Source organism: Streptococcus sp. 1F3, assembly GCF_054968985.1.
The window spans coordinates 1-22481 of sequence record NZ_JBUEQR010000040.1 but is presented as its reverse complement, the minus strand read 5'-3'; the positions used below and the strand labels follow the sequence as shown (position 1 = coordinate 22481).

The 22481-nt window shown below is 41.4% G+C and carries 19 protein-coding genes; 5 read left to right on the top strand and 14 right to left on the bottom strand.

Translation table 11 applies throughout. The annotated features are described in order from the left end of the window. Positions 1-36: 36 nt before the first annotated feature. The 10 genes from ACVPON_RS03815 to ACVPON_RS03770 form a co-directional block, all read right to left on the bottom strand. Positions 37-1308 carry a dihydroorotase gene (locus ACVPON_RS03815; RefSeq protein ID WP_462876344.1) on the bottom strand — a complete coding sequence of 424 codons (1272 nt, stop codon included), beginning with the start codon at positions 1306-1308 and terminating at the stop codon, positions 37-39. Between the two features lie 15 nt (positions 1309-1323). Beyond that, positions 1324-1788, bottom strand: coding sequence for an NUDIX hydrolase (locus ACVPON_RS03810; protein ID WP_462876342.1), 465 nt, complete (start codon positions 1786-1788; stop codon positions 1324-1326). Between the two features lie 8 nt (positions 1789-1796). Further along, a complete protein-coding gene (locus tag ACVPON_RS03805; RefSeq protein WP_462876340.1) occupies positions 1797-2450 on the bottom strand; it encodes a uracil-DNA glycosylase in 654 nt (217 codons plus the stop codon). A 14-nt stretch (positions 2451-2464) separates the two neighbouring features. Then, positions 2465-3445: a Gfo/Idh/MocA family protein gene (locus tag ACVPON_RS03800; protein ID WP_462876338.1), complete on the bottom strand. Its 981-nt coding sequence runs from the start codon at positions 3443-3445 to the stop codon at positions 2465-2467. A 12-nt stretch (positions 3446-3457) separates the two neighbouring features. Continuing rightward, positions 3458-4399 (bottom strand): glycosyltransferase family 2 protein, encoded by a 942-nt coding sequence (locus ACVPON_RS03795; RefSeq protein WP_462876429.1) that lies wholly within the window; start codon positions 4397-4399, stop codon positions 3458-3460. Continuing rightward, positions 4393-5880, bottom strand: a complete 1488-nt coding sequence (locus ACVPON_RS03790) for a glycosyltransferase family 39 protein (protein ID WP_462876336.1) — start codon at positions 5878-5880, stop codon at positions 4393-4395. Before ACVPON_RS03790 ends, ACVPON_RS03795 begins: the two co-directional genes overlap by 7 nt. Before the next feature lie 106 nt (positions 5881-5986). Next, positions 5987-6616 carry an orotate phosphoribosyltransferase gene (gene pyrE, locus ACVPON_RS03785; protein ID WP_462876334.1) on the bottom strand — a complete coding sequence of 210 codons (630 nt, stop codon included), beginning with the start codon at positions 6614-6616 and terminating at the stop codon, positions 5987-5989. A 647-nt stretch (positions 6617-7263) separates the two neighbouring features. After that, the gene (gene pyrF, locus ACVPON_RS03780) at positions 7264-7983 is read right to left on the bottom strand and encodes an orotidine-5'-phosphate decarboxylase (RefSeq protein ID WP_462876332.1); all 720 of its coding nucleotides are present in this window, start codon (positions 7981-7983) and stop codon (positions 7264-7266) included. A gap of 172 nt (positions 7984-8155) precedes the next feature. After that, positions 8156-9124, bottom strand: coding sequence for a dihydroorotate dehydrogenase (locus tag ACVPON_RS03775; RefSeq protein ID WP_462876330.1), 969 nt, complete (start codon positions 9122-9124; stop codon positions 8156-8158). A gap of 14 nt (positions 9125-9138) precedes the next feature. Next, positions 9139-9912 (bottom strand): dihydroorotate dehydrogenase electron transfer subunit, encoded by a 774-nt coding sequence (locus tag ACVPON_RS03770; protein ID WP_462876329.1) that lies wholly within the window; start codon positions 9910-9912, stop codon positions 9139-9141. Between the two features lie 241 nt (positions 9913-10153). Between ACVPON_RS03770 and ACVPON_RS03765 the strand changes: the two genes are divergently transcribed. The 5 genes from ACVPON_RS03765 (at position 10154) to glgB (ending at position 17428) form a co-directional block, all read left to right on the top strand. Beyond that, on the top strand, positions 10154-11074 hold the full coding sequence (locus ACVPON_RS03765) for a LysR family transcriptional regulator (protein WP_462876327.1): 921 nt from the start codon (positions 10154-10156) through the stop codon (positions 11072-11074). A gap of 147 nt (positions 11075-11221) precedes the next feature. Continuing rightward, positions 11222-12349: a glucose-1-phosphate adenylyltransferase gene (locus tag ACVPON_RS03760; protein WP_462876325.1), complete on the top strand. Its 1128-nt coding sequence runs from the start codon at positions 11222-11224 to the stop codon at positions 12347-12349. Between the two features lie 12 nt (positions 12350-12361). Further along, entirely contained in the window at positions 12362-13477 is a 1116-nt protein-coding gene (glgD, locus tag ACVPON_RS03755; protein WP_462876323.1) for a glucose-1-phosphate adenylyltransferase subunit GlgD, read from the top strand. An 8-nt stretch (positions 13478-13485) separates the two neighbouring features. Then, the gene (gene glgA / locus ACVPON_RS03750) at positions 13486-14931 is read left to right on the top strand and encodes a glycogen synthase GlgA (RefSeq protein WP_462876322.1); all 1446 of its coding nucleotides are present in this window, start codon (positions 13486-13488) and stop codon (positions 14929-14931) included. A 640-nt stretch (positions 14932-15571) separates the two neighbouring features. Next, positions 15572-17428 (top strand): 1,4-alpha-glucan branching protein GlgB, encoded by a 1857-nt coding sequence (gene glgB, locus ACVPON_RS03745; RefSeq protein WP_462876320.1) that lies wholly within the window; start codon positions 15572-15574, stop codon positions 17426-17428. A 14-nt stretch (positions 17429-17442) separates the two neighbouring features. Here glgB and ACVPON_RS03740 read toward each other — a convergent pair whose 3' ends face one another. From ACVPON_RS03740 to ACVPON_RS03725, 4 genes are all read right to left on the bottom strand, one after another. Further along, positions 17443-18258, bottom strand: coding sequence for a transporter substrate-binding domain-containing protein (locus tag ACVPON_RS03740; protein ID WP_462876318.1), 816 nt, complete (start codon positions 18256-18258; stop codon positions 17443-17445). 168 nt (positions 18259-18426) lie between these two features. Then, positions 18427-20505 (bottom strand): DUF262 domain-containing protein, encoded by a 2079-nt coding sequence (locus ACVPON_RS03735; RefSeq protein WP_462876316.1) that lies wholly within the window; start codon positions 20503-20505, stop codon positions 18427-18429. 2 nt (positions 20506-20507) lie between these two features. After that, positions 20508-22013, bottom strand: coding sequence for a DUF262 domain-containing protein (locus ACVPON_RS03730; RefSeq protein ID WP_462876314.1), 1506 nt, complete (start codon positions 22011-22013; stop codon positions 20508-20510). Positions 22014-22084: 71 nt separating this feature from the next. After that, on the bottom strand, positions 22085-22481 hold a 397-nt coding region (locus ACVPON_RS03725), incomplete at its 5' end, for a transposase (protein ID WP_462876312.1).

Genomic DNA, 22481 nt, shown 5'->3' with positions numbered 1-22481 from the left:
CAAAGAGTATGCCAGCTGACGAGGAGCTGTCCCTATCTAAGGCGCTTCATATACGACTTGTCCATCACAAATCGTATAGCAGATCCTCCCTTTCAATGCCTCACCGACAAAGGGTGAATTGCTCGCCTTAGATTCAAAGACAGAGCCGACTATTCGCTCCTCATCGGAAGCAAAAATAGTAATATCTGCTGGACCGTTTTCTGCCAAATACCCTGCATCAAACTGATAGAGTTGAGCTGGATTCACTGTCATTTTTTCTAGGAGTTCCATCAGGGTCAAATGCCCTGCTGCTACCAAATAGGTTAAGCCGAGTGAAAGCGATGTTTCAAGTCCTGTCATACCTGATGGTGCCTGAGTAATGTCTTCTACATTTTTCTCGTCTTGATGGTGGGGAGCATGGTCTGTCGCGATAATGGAAATCACTCCTGATTTCAGACCCTCAATAACTGCTAAGCGGTCTGATTCCAAGCGCAGAGGCGGATTCATCTTGGCATTGCTCCCTTGGGTCAGGAGCAAACTTTCCGTCTTTGAAAAATGCTGGGGTGCTACTTCTGCTGTCACCTGAGCACCTAATTGCTGGGCAAACTCGACGACTTTGACACTTTCTTCCTTAGAGAGGTGTTGGATATGGACAGGAGCCTTGGTCGCATAAGCAATCATAACATCACGCGCTACCATGCTGTATTCTGCCACACCTGTCGCCCCACAGATATGAAAATGCTTGCGTGCAATTTCTTCATTCAATCCCAAAATCCCATTCAATTCAGGATCTTCTTCATGGAGGCTAATAAAGCTACCTAATTTTTTTGCCTCTTCCAGAGCTTCTCGTACCACACGAGAGCTGGTCAGAGGAATCCCATCATCTGAAAAACCCACTGCTCCTGCAGCCAGTAAAGCCTTGAAATCCGTCAGATGTTGACCATCAAAATTCTCCGTAATAGTTGCAACAGAATGGATATGAATGGCTTCACGCTTAGCTGATGCTAGAACTTCCTCTAAGGTTTCAACCGTCGAAATTGTCGGGCTGGTATTTGCCATCATGACCACTCGTGTGAAGCCCCCAGCTGCTGCCGACAAGGCTCCTGTATGGATGTCCTCCTTGTGGGTCTGACCGGGCTCTCTAAAATGCACATGGATATCAATCAAGCCAGGTGCGACCACGAAGCCCGTCGCATCGATTACTCGATCAGCTGCTGCATCAATCCTTGCTGCAATCTGCACAATTTTTCTACCTTCCACCAAGACATCACAGACTTGGTCAAAGCCTGTCTTGGGGTCCATGACCCGTCCATTTTTGATTAGTAACATCTCTACTCCTTTATCCTATCCATAAAAATCGACCTGACTGTCCACCAGCTGATTTCCCTCATAGCTAAACTTGGCTGAAAAGAAGGGCTTATTCTCCAGTAACCAAGAGATAAAGATCCGGTCTCCCTCCCAAGTCGGCTTTAAAAGAACCTCTTCATAAGGTACCCATTCAAGCGTCCCCTCATCACACTCAACCAATTCCCCTTCAAACTCTGTCACCTTAAATACATATGTGTACCAGTCATGACCTGGAGTAAAGTCAGGAAAGGTAATCAGACCTTTTAAAATTGGCTTTGCCCGTAAGCCCGTCTCCTCAAAAATCTCCCGCACAGCACATTCCTGCGGTGTCTCACCTGCTTCTAGCTTGCCACCGACACCTATCCATTTCCCAGCATGGATATCCTTTTTCTTTTTGTTACGGTGTAAGAGAAGCAATTCCTTCCCATTATCAAGATAACAAATCGTTGCTAGTTTTACCATTTTTCCTCCTACAAAAGCCAATCAATTGGTGCCAAGCCCTTGTTTTCTAAAAATTGATTGGTCCTTGAAAAGGGCCTGCTACCGAAAAAGCCACGATAGGCGGACAAGGGACTTGGGTGAGCTGATTCAAGCACCAGATGGTGAGAATTGGTCACCAAGATTTTTTTCTTTCGGGCATAAGATCCCCAGAGGATAAAGACAACGGGACTTTCTTTATTATTTACCACCTTGATAACAGCGTCTGTAAAAGGCTCCCAGATTTGCCCGGCATGACCATTGGCTTGGCCAGCTGGAACGGTCAAACTGGCGTTCAGTAGCAAAACACCTTGTTCCGCCCAAGCTGTCAAATCATGGTGCTCTTTTTGCCCCACATCATCTGCTAATTCTTTTAGAATATTCTGCAAGGACGGAGGGGCTGGGAGCTCATCTGGAACAGAGAAGCTCAAGCCCTGTGCCTGCTGAGGTCCATGATAAGGGTCTTGGCCTAGAATCACAACCTTTACATCTTCAAGAGCAGTTGTCTGAATCGCATGAAAGACCTTCTCCCTCGGAGGATAGACGACCCCCTGTCCATACACATAGTCCAAAAATTGATTGATTTTCCCGAAATAGCCCTGCGGGAGCTGCTCTTTTATCAAATCATGCCAAGCTGAATGTTCCATCTGCTTCCTCTTTCTCACTCTTCTTCTGGGTAGATTAAGCCCCATTCCTTGCGCAACCCTGTCATCAGTTGCATGACATCATAGCTGTAGTTGAGATACATCTGGGCTTCACTGCCTGCTACTGCTGCTTCCATATCGAGTACCTCATAGGCTAAGGCTTTACTTGTATCACCAAACTCAAGCACTTCTTGATGCCCATCTTCGGTGTAAGTAATCACAGCTCGCTCTCCTCTTGGATAGTCAAGAATTTCAATATATCCCTTCTCATAAGCCAGCATGCCACGCTTGGGCTGTTTGGCATGGAGGGTAAGGCTAACGGTTGCCATCTCTCCTTCTTCATTGGTCAACAAGATACCAACCTGTTCGTCCACTCCGGTCGGTGCTAGGCGAACCTGTGAGACGACCTGATGAGGGCATGAGGACATAAACCACCTCACAAAGGACAAGGCATATACCCCGATATCTAAAAGAGCACCGCCTGCTAAGTTCCGATTAAAAAACCGATTGGTCATATCATAGTCTTTATAGCTCCCAAAATTCATCTGAATCATCTTGAGAGAACCCAGACTACCCGAAGCAAGAATCTCTTTCAACTTGCGATATAAGGGCATGTGATAGAGAGTCATGGCTTCTGCTAATACGACCCCATGCTCCTTCGCAAGCTGCATGGCTTCTGCTAACTCCTCACTATTTAGGGTAATGGACTTCTCACACAGCACGTGTTTTCCTGCTGCCAAGGCCTTACGAAGAAAGTCAATATGGGTATTATGGGGCGTTGAAATATAGATGATATCAACCTCCTCATCTTGAAAGACCTCATCGATTTCACGATAAACCTTTTCAATCCCATATTGCTCTGCAAAGGCTACTCCTTTTTCGTAAGTACGATTTGCGACCGAATAAAGATTTCCTCCCAACTCTTGCAAGGTTTGGGCGAGTTCCTGAGCAATCACTCCTGTCCCTAAGGTTGCCCACTTCCATTCTCCTTTAGGCATTCCGTCCTCCTTTTACTTGTCCAGCCTTTTCTTACTTCTTTCTTTCACTAAATAAATCGGGCGTTTCTTGGTTTCTAGAAATACTTTTGATATATATTTCCCTAAAATTCCTATGGTCATCAACTGCAAGCCACCCAGAAATAGAATGATACAAATAGTAGAGGGCCAGCCGATAGTTGGATCGCCAAATACAAGCGTCTTAAAGACGATTACCCCCATCAGCAAAAGGGAAAAGAGAAAGGTCAATAAGCCCAGATACGAGGCAATATTTAATGGAACCTCTGAAAAATTGATAATCCCCTCGATTGAATAGGAGAACAACTTCCAGAAAGACCAACTGGTCTCTCCAGCCACACGCTCAATATTTTCATAAGGAAGATACTCCGTCTCAAAGCCAACCCATGCAAAAATTCCCTTTGAAAAACGGTTGTATTCTGAGACTTCTAAGATAGCGTCTACCATATGCCGGCGCATCAAGCGAAAATCACGCGCTCCATCCACCACATCTACCTGACTGATGCTATGCATCATCTTGTAAAAGAGGGTCGCAAAGAAGCTCCGAATGGCTGGCTCACCTTCACGGCTCACACGACGAGTGCCGACACAATCCAAGTCTGGATTAACATCCAGCATAGCCTTCATCTCCATCAGCATCTCCGGCGGATCTTGCAAGTCGACATCCATTACTGTCACTAAATCACCATTTGCCTCCTTGAGACCTGCATAGAGAGCGGCTTCCTTTCCAAAATTTCTAGAAAAAGACAGATAATGAACTGCCTCATCTCGACTGCTTAACTCCCGTAAGACCTCCAAGGTTCGATCTTTTGAGCCATCATTGATAAAGAGATACTCAAAGCCTTCCCCCATCTGCGCACGGATAAGCTCCATTTTCTGATAAAAGAGGGGAATGGCCTCTTCTTCATTAAAGCAGGGAACAATAACTGAAATCATAATTTCCTTTCCTTATTCCATAGTCTGGTTAATCCAAGACTGGATAGTAGTAAAATCTGCGGGAAAAATTGTAGTAAATAGCGGGTTTTCCCACCTTCAAAAACCATCAGGAACAAAAGACCTCCAAAGATCGCTAGGCTTAAAAAATGGACTGTATCATCTGAAGGATAGCTCCACACAGCTGCCACCAAACCGACTACTGCCACCAGCCATATAAACTGTTTCATGAAGCGATAATAGTGGTAATAGTCTCCATCGTACTGAATGATTGCTTGCCGTACCACTTCCGCCAACGTATTATCTTTTGTATACTTGTATAGCGGAGATACAAGAGGCGTTTTCTCGTCCTCAGGATTCCGATAGAGCCAATTAAGTGATCCATCGTATAAGGTCATAGCGAGCTTATATTCCAAGTGTTGGGCAAATGTTACAAGCGTATACTCCCTCAGTCTGCGTTTAATCTCTTTTATCTCATTTTCTTTCGCAAACATTCCATTATTGTAATCATGACGCTTCTCAGAATCGATATAGACGAGAAGCCCTTCCTTCATATCCTCCTGATCCGTTCCTGAATAGGTTAAGCCCAGATTGATAAAGGTTGTTAAGCCCTTAGCTAGGGTTTCATCACGGACAATCTTGACTTCCTGTTGATGATGGATTCCATACATCAGACCTGCAAAGACTAAGCCAAAACTAGTCGCCAACACCAACATGTAATGAGCAAATCGTTGCCATGGTCCTTTCAAAAAGAGGAGCATCGCAAAGGCGATTACGATGATGAGCGCTGTGGGGCGCAAAACACTGGCAACAGCAGTTAGAAAACCGAGCGAACATAGGCGTTGATTGACTTTTTGCTCCTCTTTTAAGAGCGTGAGCATCAAGTATAGCTGACCTGCCAAAAAGGGAAGTGATGTAATATCAGTGTAGGTTTGAATGACATAGGGTGAAACTCCAAGTAATAGCAGATAAAGCGTAAAAAGACTGTCTGCCACCTGCTGGCTAAAAAAATCACGACCAGTCCGATACAGGATATAGGCTGTCCCATTTATGGATAGCATTCCCAAAACCTGCAAGACCCACAGGGCACTGAAACCAAAGAGATGATAGAGGGCTCTAGCATATAAAAACATGGGAAGATTATTGGGGTTTCGCGTCAGATAGTTAGAGATGGACTGTCCATCTAGCAACTCTAATGCCCCGGTAATGACAACCGCTGCGTCCCGTCTGACCAACAAATTAGCTGATAGAATGACCAATACCTGAAAGAAAATGGCAAAGCCCATCAGGACTCTCTTGTGGCCCATTGCATAACAATAGGCTTTTAGGACTGCTTCTTTTTTCCACGCTACTAAGAAAATGAAGATTGCTGCAGCATAGAGAAGCAGTCTTGGAAAATTCCATAGTTCCTGAACAACAACGACTAACCAAAAGAGGGTAATCAACCACATCAATTTCTGAAGATACTTAAAAAATAGACGGTACATGCTACCTATTATATCACTTTACACATCAGATTTCTATTCTCACAAAAAAGAGAGCAGGAATGCATGTTCATCTACTGCTCTTCTGCTCTTTACTGGCAAGGCAGGACTAGTCCTGCCAAGTTTCTTGATTTTCTTTAAATTTCTTCAATAAGGTCAAGCCGTCTGCATTGATATAGCCTTGAACCTTGGCAACCTTGATGAGTTCACTATAGTTTGATAAGGTTACCAACTTGACACCTGCTTGCTCAAAATTCGCTTCTGCCTTTGGTAATTCATAGGTAAAAATAGCGACCACACCCAGGACATCTGCTCCCTCACGCTCTGCAGCTGCTACAGCATCTAGCACGGAGCCTCCTGTCGAAATCAAGTCTTCAATCACGACCATCTTTTGCCCCTTCACAATGCGACCTTCCACCTGATTTCCTGCCCCATGATCTTTTGGTTTACTACGGATATAAGCAAAAGGCAGGTTCATACGATCAGCAATAATCGCCCCATGAGGAATGCCTGCGGTTGCAGTCCCTGCAATAACCTCTACTTCTGGGAATGCCTCTTTGATTTTCTCTACAAAGCCATCCTCAATCAAGGTTCGGGTATCTGGATAAGACAGGGTAACCCGATTGTCCGTATAAATCGGTGATTGAATTCCTGAAGCCCATGTAAATGGATCTTCCGGCTGTAAATACACAGCCTTAATATCGAGCAAGTGTGCTGCAATTTCTCTTGATAGTGTCATCTGTTACTCCTTTTTTCTGTTTTCTAGTTATTTAGCTTATACCTGGCTATCATCGGCTAAAGCCGATTACAGCTGAGAATCCTGTAAGGATAGACTTCCTCGTGTTCATCGAACACGTCGTCAGTCTTCTATTTTTGCTGTAGCTGTTACGAGCTTGCTCGTTTTACAGATACGGATGCCGTTGGGTGCGTTCGCTTTTTATACGCCCTAAACTCTGTGCGAAAAAGACCGTAACAGAAATGGATTGAAATACAGTGTATTAGCGGTAGCTAGCTGGCTATTCCCTGCATTTCATTGGTGACTAGCCTAGCTATCTTCGCTGGGGTCTCACAACGAAGTTGCTTGCAACTTCTGCTCGGCCACCTATTTTTCAGTCGGTTTTTTAACAGCTTCACATCTTAATTGAACTCGAGCTACGAGTTGTGCAAAAAAGATAGTTTTTCCTAGAACCAAGGTTCTGCGTCAAAACTCCTATTTTTGCTTTACTCGTTTCACGCTCTCATATCTTGAGTTAACTGAACTCGGGCTAAAAGCTTGGAAAAAAGATAAATCCTCCTAGCTCCAAAGGTATGGCATACCTTTGGAGGTGGGGAATAGGAATTTGCAAAGCAAATTCTTACTAAACTCTTCGTCGTATTTCCTATTTTTCATTCGCTTTTTATACGCCCTCGTATCTTATTATTCCACTCTTTATAAATAGTTCGATAGGCTTCTACTGGATTGGTTGCCTGCGTGATAGGGCGCCCTACAACGATATAATCACTCCCAATTTGATAAGCATCGGCTGGGGTGACTACCCGCTTTTGGTCGCCTACTGCTGCACCTAGTGGGCGGATACCAGGGGTCAGACAGACAAAGTCAGGGGCGGTGACTTGTTTAATTGCTGCTGCTTCTTGAGCCGAACATACCACCCCATCTAAGCCAGCCTCATAGGTTTTTTGTGCATAATGCAATACGGACTCTTTCAGACTACTTTGAATATTTTGCTCTTCTCTCATCTGCTCTTCAGAAGTCGAGGTCAGCTGGGTCACAGCAAGAAGCTTAACGCCGTCTCCCAAGCCACGCTTAGCTGCTTTCATCATCTCGACACCACCTGCAGCATGGACATTCGTCATATCTACGCCAATACCAGCTAAGACACGCATGGCCGCTTCTACTGTATTAGGAATATCATGCAGTTTCAGATCTAGGAAAATATGATGTCCTAACCCTTTGAGATAGGTCAGCATCTTAGGCCCCTCTGCATAGTACAATTCCATCCCTACCTTGACATACAAGCTTTCATCGCGTGGGAAAAGACCTAAAAAGGCTTTAACCTGCTCAAAACTCGGGAAATCAAGGGCGATAATCGGTCTTTCTTCTCTCATTTTTCTCCCTCTCTACAAAAATAACCTTGCCTAAGGAGACAAGGTTGCACGAAAAGAAGGGAGAATCCCCTCCTTTATTACGAACACCTTCCTAGCCTCTCTGGACTGAGTTAAAGGAATAATCCGTTATTCTAACTTCTATCCCCTATTCTACTCATTTATCTGACGATTGTCAAGTACTAACCTGTACAAAATTCCCTGATCCCCCTAATTCCTGTCGGATATCTCGACGCAGGGTTTCCAAACTCCCAATACCATATTTATCCATTACCCTTGGCAGGTCCTCAATAATGGTCGGGCAAGCAAAGGGATCTGTAAAATTAGCCGTCCCAACCCCGATAGCTGAGGCTCCTGCTATCATCATCTCAAGCGCTTTTTCTGCTGAATCAACTCCCCCCATTCCAATGATTGGTAGATGAGTCACCTGTGCTACCTGTCGAATCAATTTTAAAGCCACTGGAAAGACTGCAGGACCTGACATCCCACCTGTCCCATTTGCGATAATTGGTTTTCTCGTTTTTAGATTGAAGCGCATGCCCACCAAGGTATTGATCATGGTGAGACCACTTGCTCCCGCATCTGCTGCTGCCTTAGCTAACAAGGTAATATCTGCCACACTCGGTGTCAATTTGACATAGACAGGAACGCTTGAAGCACTCACTGCTGCTCGCACTGCTCCGTAAGCCAAATCCGGAACCTGACCGATGAGGAGTCCCTGATTGCCATGATCTACATTGGGACAAGAAATATTGAGTTCAATCGCCTTGACATTTTTAGCTTGGGAAATTTTTCCTGCTACATAAGCATATTCTTCGTTAGAAAAACCAGCGACATTGGCAATAATCGGAAGATGAGGGAAGTGGTCTTCTAACCAAGGCAACTTTTCAGCCAAGACTACATCTACACCTGGATTTTGCAAACCAATCGCATTTAACATTCCAGACGGTGTCTCAGCAACCCGAGGCGTTGGATTGCCAAAGCGTGGATACTGGGTCGTAGCCTTAATCATGATTGACCCCAAACGATTCAAATCAAAATAATCTGCATATTCCTGCCCAAAGCCAAAACAGCCTGAAGCTGGAATAATGGGATTTTTTAAGTCAAGCCCCGGCAGGGAGACCCGTAAGCCTTTCTCTATCATCTCATACTCCTTTCTTATAGGACAAGGCTACCTGTCGCAAAGACAGGACCTTCCTTACAGACACGCTTGCTTTCATGCTCCAGCCCTCCTTTGGGGTGAACCACACAGGCATAGCAGGCTCCCATGCCACAAGCCATACGGGCTTCAAGAGAGAGATAGGCGTGTGGATGACCTTCAAACCGCTTATTCACATAAGCCATCATAGCGGGTGCACCACAAGCATAGACTGCATCAAAGCCTTCAGATAACCGATCAACCACCGTAGAAACATAGCCCTGTTGACCATAGCTACCATTATCAGTCGTCACCAAAACTTCACCATAGCGCTTCAATTCCTCTTCTAAGATGACGCCTTGCCGATCGGCAAAACCAATTACAGAAACCACCTTGACACCTTTTTGATAGGCCTGTTTTGCTAGTTCTACCAAGGGAGGAACACCAATTCCACCACCGATGGCAAGTAGGGTCTGCCCCGCCTCTAAATGCTCCATTGGAAAACCATTTCCTAGTGGCCCCATCACATCTATTTTCTCCCCTACCTGCATCTTGGAAAAAACAGCTGTCCCCTGTCCCTCTACCCGATAAATCAAGCGTACCTCTTTCTTTTCGACATCCATTTCAGAAATGGAAATCGGTCTGCGCAAAACCATAGACTGGTCTGGTACTTTCAGATGCAGGAATTGCCCTGGCTGCATCTCAGCTACCATCTCACCTTGCAAAATCAAGGAAAAGATATTAGGTGCCAAACACTCTTGACGGACAACAGGCATTAATTCTTTTAAGATCATGTTTCCTCCTACAAAAAATAACCCTGCCCTAGGCAAGGTTACACGAAAAGAATGAGCCTTCCGCAATTCCAAGCCAGTAGCACAGTGTAGGGGTACATCACATGTACTGCACAAGTCTGGAAATGCTCGTCTCTTGTATCTGTATTCGCCTTCTTTGCCTCTCTGGACTCAATTAAAGGTTTTCTTATCCTGCATTATACATTTTCCGCCCTTTTTTGTCAAATCATGATACAATAGATATATGAGAATCCAACAATTACACTACATCATTAAAATTGCTGAAACAGGTAGTATGAACGAAGCTGCCAAACAATTATTCATCACCCAGCCTAGCCTATCAAACGCTGTCCGTGATTTGGAAAAGGAAATGGGCATCGAAATTTTCTACCGCAATCCTAAGGGGATCACCCTCACAAGAGACGGCATGGAATTTCTCTCCTATGCCCGTCAGGTGGTGGAGCAAACAGAACTCTTAGAAGAACGTTATAAAAATCCAGGCGCCAAGCGTCAGCTCTTTAGCGTATCTTCCCAACACTATGCCTTTGTGGTCAATGCCTTTGTCTCCCTCTTAAAAGAAACCGATATGGAAGACTATGAGCTCTTCTTACGGGAAACACGGACCTGGGAAATTATCGACGACGTCAAAAATTTCCGTTCGGAAATCGGGGTCCTCTTCCTCAATCGTTTTAACCGAGATGTCCTGCTGAAGATGCTAGATGACCATCGTTTGAGCCACACCCCTCTCTTTAAGGCAAGGCCTCATGTCTTTGTCAGCAAGACCAATCCCCTTGCGCAACAATCGCTCATTCGCTTAGAGGATCTGGCTGACTTCCCTTATCTGAGCTACGAGCAAGGAATCCACAACTCTTTTTACTTCTCTGAAGAAATTCTCTCGCAAGAACACCACAAAAAGTCCATTGTCGTATCCGACCGTGCGACCCTCTTCAATCTCTTAATCGGACTGGACGGCTATACCATTGCGACAGGGATTTTAAATCCTAATCTTAATGGAGACAATATCGTTTCCATTCCCCTTGATTACGACGATACTATTGACCTTGTCTATATTCAACATGAAAAAACCATTCTCTCTGAAATGGGGGAAAAATTTATCCATTACCTACTTGAGGAAGTAAATTTTGACTCTCCCCTGCCTGACTAACCCTAGCCCCATATCACTCACCAAACATGATGAAAGCGTTCCGCAAGAAAAAATGAAAATAATTCAATTATTTTTCTAGAAAACGCTTCCATTATGTTTTTATTTATGCTATAATAATTCTATCATATATATAAGGAGTGATCTATTTTGGTACAAAATAAATTATTAGCAATGATTCTTGCTGGCGGACGTGGAACACGCTTGGAAGGCTTGACCAAAAAGGTTGCAAAACCTGCGGTTGCATTCGGTGGAAAATACCGTATTATTGATTTTCCGCTTAGTAACTGTGCAAACTCAGGGATTGACATTGTTGGTGTTTTGACCCAGTACGAGCCTGTCCTCCTCAACTCATATGTTGCCCAATCACAGCGTTGGGGCTTAGATGTTCAAGGATCAGGTGTCTTTGTACTTCCTCCTAGTGAGAAAATTGAAGGATTTGGGCTCTATAAAGGAACAGCTGATGCGATTACCCAAAATATTGACTTCGTAGACCTTCATGACCCAGAGTATGTTCTTATCTTGTCTGGTGATCATATCTACAAGATGAACTATGATAAATTGCTAGACACTCATATTCAAAATGAGGCCGATGCCACCATTGCTGTCATCGAAGTTCCGATAAAGGAAGCCTCTCGCTTTGGGATCATGAATACGAACAGTGACTATCGCATTGAAGAGTTTGAGGAAAAACCAGCTAAACCAAAGAGCAATCTGGCTTCCATGGGAATCTACATCTTCACTTGGAAAACCTTGCGGAAATATCTCCTTGAAGATGATAAGAGCGATACCTCGTCTCATGACTTTGGACATGATATTATTCCAAAATACCTTGCAGACGGCAAACGCCTTTATGCACACCCATTCCGTGGCTACTGGAAGGACGTAGGAACCGTCAATAGCCTCTGGGAATCCAATATGGATTTGATTGATCACGCTGATGATTTGGACCTTTCTGATCCTTCTTGGAGGATTTATTCAGAAGACTCCGGTTCTCCAGCCCAAGTCATCGGTAGCAATGCAACCGTCCGTAGCGCTTATATTGACAAGGGCGCCATTATTGAAGGAAGGGTCGAGCACTCTGTTATCTCTACCGATGTAGTAGTCAACCAAGGGGCTTCTGTGAAAAACTCCGTCCTCCTCCCAGGAGCCATCATCGGAGAAAATGTTCAACTAGACTATGTTATCGTTGCCGAAAACGTGAAGATTACAGAAGGAACAAAGCTCTCAGGTACTGCTGACTCAATCATTTTGATCGATAAAAACATCAGCAAATAAGAAAGGACTGCCATGTTAAGAAATACATTAGGAATCGTCAACATTGAAGGAAACAATGTCCATTTTGGAGATGTCATGAATCACCGAGGGATTCAAGCATTTGGCTTTTTGGGACGCTATCGCTTGATTGATTTTGTCCTCTCCAACATGTCCAATTCTGGTATCAGTGATTTCCAAGTCTATATGCCTGCTAAGATGCGCTCAACCATCCAGCATGTCGGAACAGGTAAGCACTACAATATCAATAGCAAACGCGGTAAATTGCGCCTCTTAAACAGCGTGACAGACCCAAATTCAATCTACCAGCACGACATCAAGGCTTTCTCAGATAATATTCACTATATTGAAAATTCGCATAAGGAATACGTCCTCATTGCTCCTTCTTATTTCATCTACAGCCAAGATTTTTCAAAATTATTGGACGAACATTTAGAAACCAAAGCAGACATTACTGTCTTATACAAAAACGTCACCAATGCGAAGGAAAACTTCATCGGTTGTCAAACCCTTAAATTTGGGGAAGATAAACGAATTATCGAATTTGAGGAAAACCACGGCAAATATAAGAATCGCCCTGTCTCTCTTGAAGCCTACTTCATGAAGCGTACCCTTTTCCTTGAATTGATTAAACGTGCCAACAAGGTATCAGCCCTTTACTGGCTTAAGGATATCTTACATGATGTTGTAGATCAATACCGCATTGTCGGCTATGCCCACCGTGATTTCGTTGCCTGTATCAATACAGTTGAAGCCTATTTCCAAACTCAGCTTGACTTGATTGACCCCGATACACGTAAACTTCTCTTTAAGAATAATTGGCCCATCCATACGCAGACTAGCGACAGCTCCCCTTGCCTTTACGGCCCACTTGCTGAAGTCAAGCGCAGCCTGATTTCAAATGGTGGCACAATCAATGGGCAGGTGGAAAATTCTGTCATTGACCGGGATGTCATCATTGAAGAAGGGGTGGTCATTAAAAACTCCATCATCTTAAACGGTGTCAGCATCAAGAGTGGAGCCAATATTGAAAATGCCATTATTGATAAAGCAACTATGATTTCGCATCCAGTTGATATTAAAGGAAGTGCATCTACACCTGCCTATTTGAAAGCATATCAAGTTATTTAGGAGGAATTATGAGCAAAAAATCTGTTCTCTTTGTCGCTTCAGAAGGGCTTCCTTTTATTAAAACAGGAGGATTGGCAGATGTTATCGGCTCCCTTCCCAAGGAATTAGCCAAACAAGGAATGGACGTACGAGTAGTTTTGCCACTCTATCTAAAAATTGCTATCAATCATCATGCAGATTTTGACTATGTCTCTAGCTTTGATGTCCGAGCAGGCGATATTCAATCGATGGCAAATGTCTATCAACAAATCATAGATGGGGTTACTTTCTACTTCATCGAACATCGGGACTACTTCGAGCGCAAAGACTTGTACGGCTACGATGATGATGCCATGCGTTTTGGCTTCTTCCAGCATGCGACCTGTCGCTTGTTGGAAGCTCTCCACTACTTCCCTGACATCATTCATAGCCATGACTGGCATACAGCTGCCATTCCTTTCTTGTGTCGAACCTTTTATAGTTACCGTGAAGAATTTCGCACCATCAAACACGTCTTTACCATTCACAATCTAGCCTTCCAAGGAATTTTCAACAAGCAAGCTCTCTGGTCTGCCTTAGGAATGGATTATAGCTACTATGTTGACGGGATTGCTCGTTTCCACGATGACTGCATCAGCTTCATGAAGCTGGGGATTCTTTATGCAGACAAGGTGACTACCGTATCTGAAACCTATGCCCATGAAATTCTGACCGAAGAGTTTGGCGAACACATGGAGCATGTCCTAGAATTGCGTCGCCATGATTTGCTAGGCATTGTCAATGGAATCGACTACGACACATGGAATAGTCAGACAGATAGCTATCTCACACATAACTATTCCCTTGAAACCATCCAAGAAAAGAAAGCCAATAAATTAGCTCTCCAAGCCCAGTTTGGTCTCCCTCAAGATGAACATGTCCTCTTGATTGGAATCGTATCTCGCTTGACCTGGCAAAAAGGCTTCTATCTCTTAACGGAGGTTCTCAGCCAACTCCTACAGGCACATGTCCAATTTGTTATTCTTGGAAATGGAGAAACAGACATCGAAAACGCCTTCCACTATTTCAAGAATAGTTATCCAGATAAGTTTGCCTTCTACCAAGGATACAATGAACCTTTGGCACATCAGATCTATGCCGCTAGCGATCTCTTCCTCATGCCGTCCATGTTTGAACCATGTGGCATTAGTCAGCTGATTTCCATGCACTATGGTACCTTACCGTTAGTTCGTGAAACAGGTGGACTACAAGATACCGTGCGCCCCTATAACTGGGTCAGTAAAGAAGGAACTGGCTTTAGCTTCTGGGGCAAGCAAGCTCACAGTATGAAACAAGTCTACGATTTGGCACTTGACACCTATTATAATCGCCCAGAAGATTGGCAACAATTGATCTACCAAGCCATGACGACAGATGTCAGCTGGACAGCATCTGCTCAACGCTACATTGAACTCTACAAGGAGATTACTGATTAAGCGCTGACAGACTAAGAGCAAGCACACCAAGGCAAAAATAGTGGCGGACGTCCTCGTATCACTCCACCATCGAAAGGAATGATACTGAACCCCTATTCACAGTTCAGCACTTCCATCTAAGGCTCGTTTTTAAGCTCCCCATCATTCGTTTTTTCAACATAAAAACAGCCTTGATGAAGCGAAAAAAGATCGCTTCTATAATAGCACTTTACTTGTGAATACAGGTTCTAAGAACCAAGTATGAAAAATAAAAAGGCAGATATAGTTGTTTAATTTACTTTTAGTACTAGGCAAGGAGCTGCAGGCTGCTTCAACAGTCTAAGGACTGTTGAAGGTTGGAAATCATACTGACGATAGTCCGTAACAATCGTAGAGTACGGCAAAGCGAGTTCCAATCATCTAGAAGATGATTGGAAGTTGGAAATAAAGAAACGGAGTTTCCACTATTCATCTAGAAGATGATTGGAAGTTGGAAATAAAGAAACGGAGTTTCCACTATTCATCTAGAAGATGATTGGAAGTTCGAAATAGAGAAACGGAGTTTCCACAATCGTCGAAGTAATAAAAGTTAAACTAAATGAGTATAAACCGAGACAGTAACCGCACGATTTACCCACTCCCGCTTTAGAAAGGAGACTGCATGAGCTTCACAGATCTTGATTTATATTATCTACGTACTGGCGAACATACCAGTCTTTATGAAAAATTAGGAGCCCACATCATCAAGGAGCGCAATAAGATTATTGGTACAGAATTTCGTGTCTTTGCGCCTAATGCACAGAATGTTTTTCTTGTAGGCGACTTTAATAGCTGGCAGAAGACCCACCCTATGAAATCTGAACAAGAAGGAATCTTCCAGCTCTATGTGGACGGCTTAAAGTCACTTGAAAACTATAAATATCTCATCGTAACCCCTGATGGCAGAGAGCTCTACAAGGCAGATCCCTATGCTTTCTTTAGTCAACTTCGCCCTGATACTGCTTCAACTACCTACAATTCCCGCTACAAATTTAAGGATAAGGCTTGGATAGAGCACAGAAGCAAGTCCGACTTCAAAGAAGAACCAATTTCCGTCTATGAAGTTCACCTAGGCTCTTGGAAGCAAAAATTAGGCGGAGATAAAGACCAAGCCAATCCCTACTATTCCTATAAGGAAATTGCTCCACTCCTCATTGACTACGTCAAGGAACATCAATTTACCCATATTGAACTATTGCCACTGACAGAACACCCGCTGGACGCTTCTTGGGGCTACCAAGTAACCGGCTATTACAGTCCAACCAGCCGCTATGGTAAACCTGATGAATTAAAATATCTCATCGACCAGTGCCATCAGGCAGGAATCGGGGTTATCCTCGACTGGGTACCACTTCATTTTTGTAAAGATGCCCACGGGCTCTCCCAATTTGACGGTAGTTGGCTCTATGAATACGAGAGAGAGAGCGACCGAGAAAACCAACAATGGGGGACTGCTAATTTCGATCTTGGAAAAGGAGTCACTCGCTCCTTCCTCCTCTCCAATATCAAGTATTGGCTTCATGAATTCCATTTTGACGGAATCCGTGTCGATGCGCTCTCCTACCTCCTCTATTGGCGGGGGGAAACCGACGATGACAAGCTCAATCATAGCGCAATTGATTTTATAAAGCGGGTCAATGCCTTGGTTCATACTGAATTTAAGGGTGTGCTTATGATTGCTGAAGATTCCTCTAGCTATCCCAAAGTAACTCACCCGCTTGAAGAGGGTGGACTTGGTTTTGACCTGAAATGGGATTTGGGCTGGATGAACGATACCCTTGAGTACATGGGACGCCCCTCTATTTACCGTAAGTACCACTCCAATGAAATCACCTTTGGCATGTATTACAATCAAAGAGAACAGTTCATCTTACCGCTATCACACGATGAAGTTGTTCATGGGAAACTCTCCATTATCAATAAGATGGATGGGGATTATGAGGATAAATTCCACCTAGCGCGTGCCTACTACAGCTATTTCTTTGCCCATCCTGGTAAAAAGCTCATCTTTATGGGCAATGAATGGGGGCATATCCGTGAATGGCATGAATATACCCAAATGGACTGGAATCTCCTTGATTTCCCAATCCATCAGGCCTTTGCTCAAATGATGAAAACCCTCACCAACTTCTACCGCCACCACGATGCTTTCTGGAAATACGACCATCAAGCCCATGAAAAAGGCTTTAAATGGGTAAGCATCTTAGCAGAAGCCAACTGCTATGCCTTCTGTCGCTACAGTGACGAGGAAGAAATTCTTGTCGTCAACAATTTCAACGATCAAGAAATATACGATGTACCACTTGACTTACCTGAAGGAGCAGAGTACCAGCTTGTCTTTTCTTCAAATGCCATTCCAACAAGTCCTTTCACCTTGACTGCAGACGCAGATGGCGCTCATCTCACCATTCCACGTCTCACAACCTACTATCTCAAGCGTAGGGAGCAAAAAAGAGGAGAAAAGCCCCAATCCACTTAGATTGGGGCTTCTTCCTATTCTACAGCTGTATACTTAGCAACTTCTTTCAAGTAGTTTTCATATTCGCCTGCTTCAACTAACTCTGTCACAATTTTATCAATCTCTTCTTTTAAGCTACCGCTATCTTTAGGCATCACGATTGCTTTTGCATTAGTATCTGTTTTGGTAAGACTAATGTCTGCGATTGCAAGGTCCTTGTTTTGACTAACATAGCCTAAGGCTACTGGTGAATCCAGTAAAACAGCATCTACTTGACCAGATTTTAATTCGTTAATTGCCTCTCCCATTTGAGTAAGCGAAACAATACTCGCAATTTTTAGGTTCTCCTTCGCATAAGCTTCTTGAGTAGACCCTTTTTGCACAGCTACTTTTTTATCAGCTAGATCATCAAATGAGCTATACTTACTCGTAAGATCTTTTTTGACCAACAAAACATCTTGAACATCATAGTAGGCTTCTGAAAAGTCAAACACTTTCATCCGCTCTTCTGATACAGAAAGTCCTGCAATCGCTAGATCGGCCTTGCCGTTTTGGACACTGGTTAAAACATTATCAAAGCTCATAGAAGATACTTCTAGCTTAACACCCAATTTTTCAGCAATTTTTTCTGCCATTAAAATATCAGCACCCACAACCTTATTTTTCCCATCAACCAAAGCCTGAAATTCAAACGGTGCATAGTCTGGACTAGTCGCAACCACCAAGGTTCCTTTTTCTTTGATTTTTTCCAAAGAAGTCTTTCCCGTATCCTTGTTACTTGAGCCACATGCTGCCAGACTAAAAGCTGCTACTAGTGCTACTAGCCCTGTTATCATTTTTTTCAATTTCATCCTACTACCTCTTTTGCTATCTTTTTTATAATATTGATATTTTCTATTGTTTTATCTATTAAGAAGGCATCATCGGACTTTCCATCTCTTTTTCATATTGTCTCCTCTTTTCAAAGCTATTCTGATTATATAGCATTTTTATTCACTTGTCAATCATAAAATGTATTTTTATTCACTTTTATTAACTAAATACTTAGCTACAGTCATATAATCAGATGGACTATCTTCACCTGGATTAATCAGTCTATCCTGAACACCATCCTCAATTTGAATAAGGAAAAAATTATCTCTAAAATAGATTTGAATCCTCATTGGATAGATATCTATATAACGATTGTGTGTCCACAAACCAAGATCACTTTCGTAGGTAGAATATATTCCAAATTTTTTAAGTTCCTCCATTAAGGCTAATAAATGAACATCTGTATCTTTAGCTCTAGAGTTCATTTTAGGTATCATAATCATATCATTATCAGAGTAAGCACTTTTAAGCCTGTAATGATTTGACGACATCTGATTGAACATGACTTCATAATTACTTATAAATGCATAGCGCCAGTCATGTGTATCAATTTGGCTTAAATTCTCCACAATAATTCGATTATACTCGTCCTTTAAAGCTTTTTCAGAATCAATATCATCAAGAAGACTCCTAACAAGACTACCCCTCAACGAAAACAGTCTTTTCAAGCTCGGTGTACTGGAACTTTCATTTGGATCATCCTGACAAAGCGTCTTATAACTGCCAACATTTAGAGTATAGTCTCCAAGAGCTAATAAAGCAGTTCTCAGTAAGCGACCTTCAAAAGCTTTTGAACTATCAAACATTTTTGATAGTTTATCCCAATAGTACGACATCTTCTCACGTTTACATTCTAATGAATCATCAGATTCAAAATAAAAACAACTTCGAATTTGTCCACTAAAATAAGGATGATTTTCAGCTTGAAAAATAAGAACTTTCAAAGATTCATCAGCAATAATGAATTTAGCTTTTTCTATCTCTTCGGAAACTTGTTCATAATTAAAACCTGAAATTCTGTTATCTTCCGATAAATGACTTAGAAGATCTGACATGTGAGAAATTTGCTCATTAATGCCTTTAATAGCTCTCTCATATGGTGATGGAGAATCAATTTTAGAATTCTCTATCAGATTCCGAAAGATACGATACCAGGTTTCAAAACTATTATCTAGATTATTACCATTATGAAGTATAAACATTGAAATTACATGGAAATATACTCTTGATTTCAGTTCTTTACTCTCAATCGCTTCCACTAAAATATTAGATACATCTGGATACTTATTCTCAGAAAGAAACTCAAGGACGCCAATTATTAATTTTACATGCTCTAAATTTATACTATTTAAATTAACTTGAGAAGTCCAATTCTCTCGTTGTGAATAATCCAGAGAATCCAAATTATTAATGAGAGCAATTTCAAATAAGTTTAAAAAATGTATATCAAATCTATTTTTATCCAATTTCCAAATAACATCCGCCCATTTTGTATCTATCTTAAATGCTATATCATTTGCTAATTTAGAGTCTATCTCATTTACTCTTGAAATAAATCTTGCTTTAAAATTTTCAAAATCAGTGAGTGGCCGTCCTCTTGAGTTTAATTTAATGTATAGTTCATCTTCTGATCCTAACTCTTCAATGTCAAGGAAATTGAAAGTAACTCTATAATTCGCATTAGAGTTTAAAATCTCTGAATAGTTGTACTGAAAGTCAAAAAACTCAGTAATAGCATCTAAGGTTACTAGTACTCCTTGAATAGTAGGATCCAAATTCCATGAATCTGCAAACCAAGCAGCATCTTTTATTATTTCAGATGGTTTCTCCTCAATCTGAAAAATATCTTTTCTATGTTCAAACAAACTAATAAAAAATTGCTTGGACGAATCTCTTGTTTCATAAGAAAAGTTCCCAAGAAAATCACAATCAAGACTGTCTCTGAAAGCAAAAAGATATACTAAAAATAATGTTGTAAGTCGCTGTTGGCCATCTAATGGAATAAAATTTCCATCATTTGACTTTCCATAAATAAAATTAAGATCTAAAGTTGGTTCTTCACAGTTAACTAAAGCATAATTAATATCAATTAATAATTGTTTTCTAACCTCAGTTGTTCTTAGATCCATTCTACCTTGCGCATAATCGCGTTGAATCAGCGGGATTACAATGCGGTAACTTTCTAGAAGAGACTTTAGATCATATTTTCCATCAACCATACTCATATTTACTCCACTTCAGAGCCAAAGAATTTATTAAATTCAAACTTCATTGCTTTAATGTAGTCGTTTTTATCATCATCTGACCAAACCTCAAAATTTTCAATCTCTTCACTATACACTTTTAAAAAGACATTTCTAGTACAAACTGGAACAAATCGACCTTTAGCATCTACTTCAATAATGATTTTCCTTTTGTGTTCAAAAGGACTATCTTGATATGAACGATTTGTTTTAGCATCTAGTAAAGTGAGATTTCCTAAGCCGTCATCAGGTTCAGCCGATTCATCAGCAGTCGCATGAATATGTTCAATATCCCATTTTTGAGTTTTATAGATATCAAATGGGAAACGATACTGCTTCTCACTTTTATTTATCAGCGTTACTAAATTAAATAGTAATAAGAGATTTTTTGTTTTCTTATCTTTGTATGTTAAATTCTTTAAAGAGTCTATATCAGGAATGGTATCAAATGCTAATTTTTTCAACTCATCGAAAGCTTCTGATTTTTTCTTATCACGTGTAGCTTTAATTATTTCATCAATATTCTTACTGTCTAATGAAAGCAAGTAGCCAATTAAATGATACTTATTTAAATCCGAATACCAATTATTTAGTTCTTCAAAAAGTAATTGAACTTTTGACCAAAAATTTGATACAAACTCCGATTTATTTTCTTCATTCTTATAATCTTCATACAACGTATAAAAAGTGGAGTATTTGTCAATTTGGTATACTTCAGAATTTCCATGTATAAGTAAATTGAAGAGGAAATCTATTTTGGTATCATAAACTTCATTGTTAGTTAAAAACTGCCAAAAAGAATCCTGTTGAAGCCGATGTTCTATTTGATTCCATGCAATTGAACGATGTATTCGATCTCTCTCACCTCCAACTGGATCATTATTTTTATCGAGTATCAAAGCCTTGATAAGCTCAGCATTTGTTAATGGTATTTTCCCCATATTAACTTTAGTAAAAATCTTTATAGGGTCTTCTGATTCATCAATCTCATACCAAATAAAAAATACATTTTCAGTCAGAACCTTGTAAATACTATTCAAAGCATTATTTGGATTTACCCCTTCCAAACCAAGCCATTTATCAATTGCGGAAAATGCTTTACTGATATGACTGGCATCAATGTCAAGATTTTCTATCTGTTCATAGGTCTCAAAATTCAACTTTTTCAAGTAATCACCACTCTGTTTTCGAGTTTCATATTCTAACTCGAAAAATTCATATTGATTATTACTGAATTTTGCAGACATAAATTTGAAGAATATGTAAATAGTAGTTAATCTCTGTTGACCATCAACAACATCATAAGTGCCATCAGCAACTTTTTTAACAATTAGCGGCTGTAAGCAATATTTATACTCAGTATTATGATAATAAAAATCTTCCAATAAAGTTGTTACTTCATGCTCAGTCCAGCGATAACCTCTTTGATATGACGGAACATTAAATTTCAGACCTTTTAAATCTTCAATTTTCTTCTCATAAATTCCCATATTAAATCACCTATTTTATTTATTCTCAATGTTGATGCCACAAAATTATTTACTTCCTTATTGTATAGTGATTAAGTTTTAAAATAGTAGCAAAATGATTCATTTATAGATTTGAATCGTGGTAATAATTCTATGATTGCCTTCTTTAAGTTTGCCCATGCAGTTTCAATTGGATTTAACTCCGGTGAATAAGGTGGTAAGGGTAGAAAGAAGTGGTGATGTTCAATACAAAGCTCATCTAGTTGTTTCTTAGGGTGAAAACTAGCATTATCCATTACAATAACATGAATTTCAGATAAGGAGGGTAACACTTCCTCTGAAAACCACTTCATAAAAAAGTCACTTGTCATACTTTCTTTGTGAATCATCGGGGCTACAAATTGATTGCCAATTTGACCAGCCACAATAGAGACACGCTCAAAGCGTCTGCCACTGACCTTACCATAGACTTTCTCCCCTCGCTTGGCT

Excerpts from the sequence above, each read along its gene's own strand:
- ACVPON_RS03815 (WP_462876344.1), bottom strand. The coding sequence starts at position 1,308 with ATGTTACTAATCAAAAATGGACGGGTCATGGACCCCAAGACAGGCTTT.
- ACVPON_RS03810 (WP_462876342.1), bottom strand. The coding sequence starts at position 1,788 with ATGGTAAAACTAGCAACGATTTGTTATCTTGATAATGGGAAGGAATTG.
- ACVPON_RS03805 (WP_462876340.1), bottom strand. The coding sequence starts at position 2,450 with ATGGAACATTCAGCTTGGCATGATTTGATAAAAGAGCAGCTCCCGCAG.
- ACVPON_RS03800 (WP_462876338.1), bottom strand. The coding sequence starts at position 3,445 with ATGCCTAAAGGAGAATGGAAGTGGGCAACCTTAGGGACAGGAGTGATT.
- ACVPON_RS03790 (WP_462876336.1), bottom strand. The coding sequence starts at position 5,880 with ATGTACCGTCTATTTTTTAAGTATCTTCAGAAATTGATGTGGTTGATT.
- pyrE (WP_462876334.1), bottom strand. The coding sequence starts at position 6,616 with ATGACACTATCAAGAGAAATTGCAGCACACTTGCTCGATATTAAGGCT.
- pyrF (WP_462876332.1), bottom strand. The coding sequence starts at position 7,983 with ATGAGAGAAGAAAGACCGATTATCGCCCTTGATTTCCCGAGTTTTGAG.
- ACVPON_RS03775 (WP_462876330.1), bottom strand. The coding sequence starts at position 9,124 with ATGATAGAGAAAGGCTTACGGGTCTCCCTGCCGGGGCTTGACTTAAAA.
- ACVPON_RS03770 (WP_462876329.1), bottom strand. The coding sequence starts at position 9,912 with ATGATCTTAAAAGAATTAATGCCTGTTGTCCGTCAAGAGTGTTTGGCA.
- ACVPON_RS03765 (WP_462876327.1), top strand. The coding sequence starts at position 10,154 with ATGAGAATCCAACAATTACACTACATCATTAAAATTGCTGAAACAGGT.
- glgD (WP_462876323.1), top strand. The coding sequence starts at position 12,362 with ATGTTAAGAAATACATTAGGAATCGTCAACATTGAAGGAAACAATGTC.
- glgA (WP_462876322.1), top strand. The coding sequence starts at position 13,486 with ATGAGCAAAAAATCTGTTCTCTTTGTCGCTTCAGAAGGGCTTCCTTTT.
- glgB (WP_462876320.1), top strand. The coding sequence starts at position 15,572 with ATGAGCTTCACAGATCTTGATTTATATTATCTACGTACTGGCGAACAT.
- ACVPON_RS03740 (WP_462876318.1), bottom strand. The coding sequence starts at position 18,258 with ATGAAATTGAAAAAAATGATAACAGGGCTAGTAGCACTAGTAGCAGCT.
- ACVPON_RS03735 (WP_462876316.1), bottom strand. The coding sequence starts at position 20,505 with ATGAGTATGGTTGATGGAAAATATGATCTAAAGTCTCTTCTAGAAAGT.
- ACVPON_RS03730 (WP_462876314.1), bottom strand. The coding sequence starts at position 22,013 with ATGGGAATTTATGAGAAGAAAATTGAAGATTTAAAAGGTCTGAAATTT.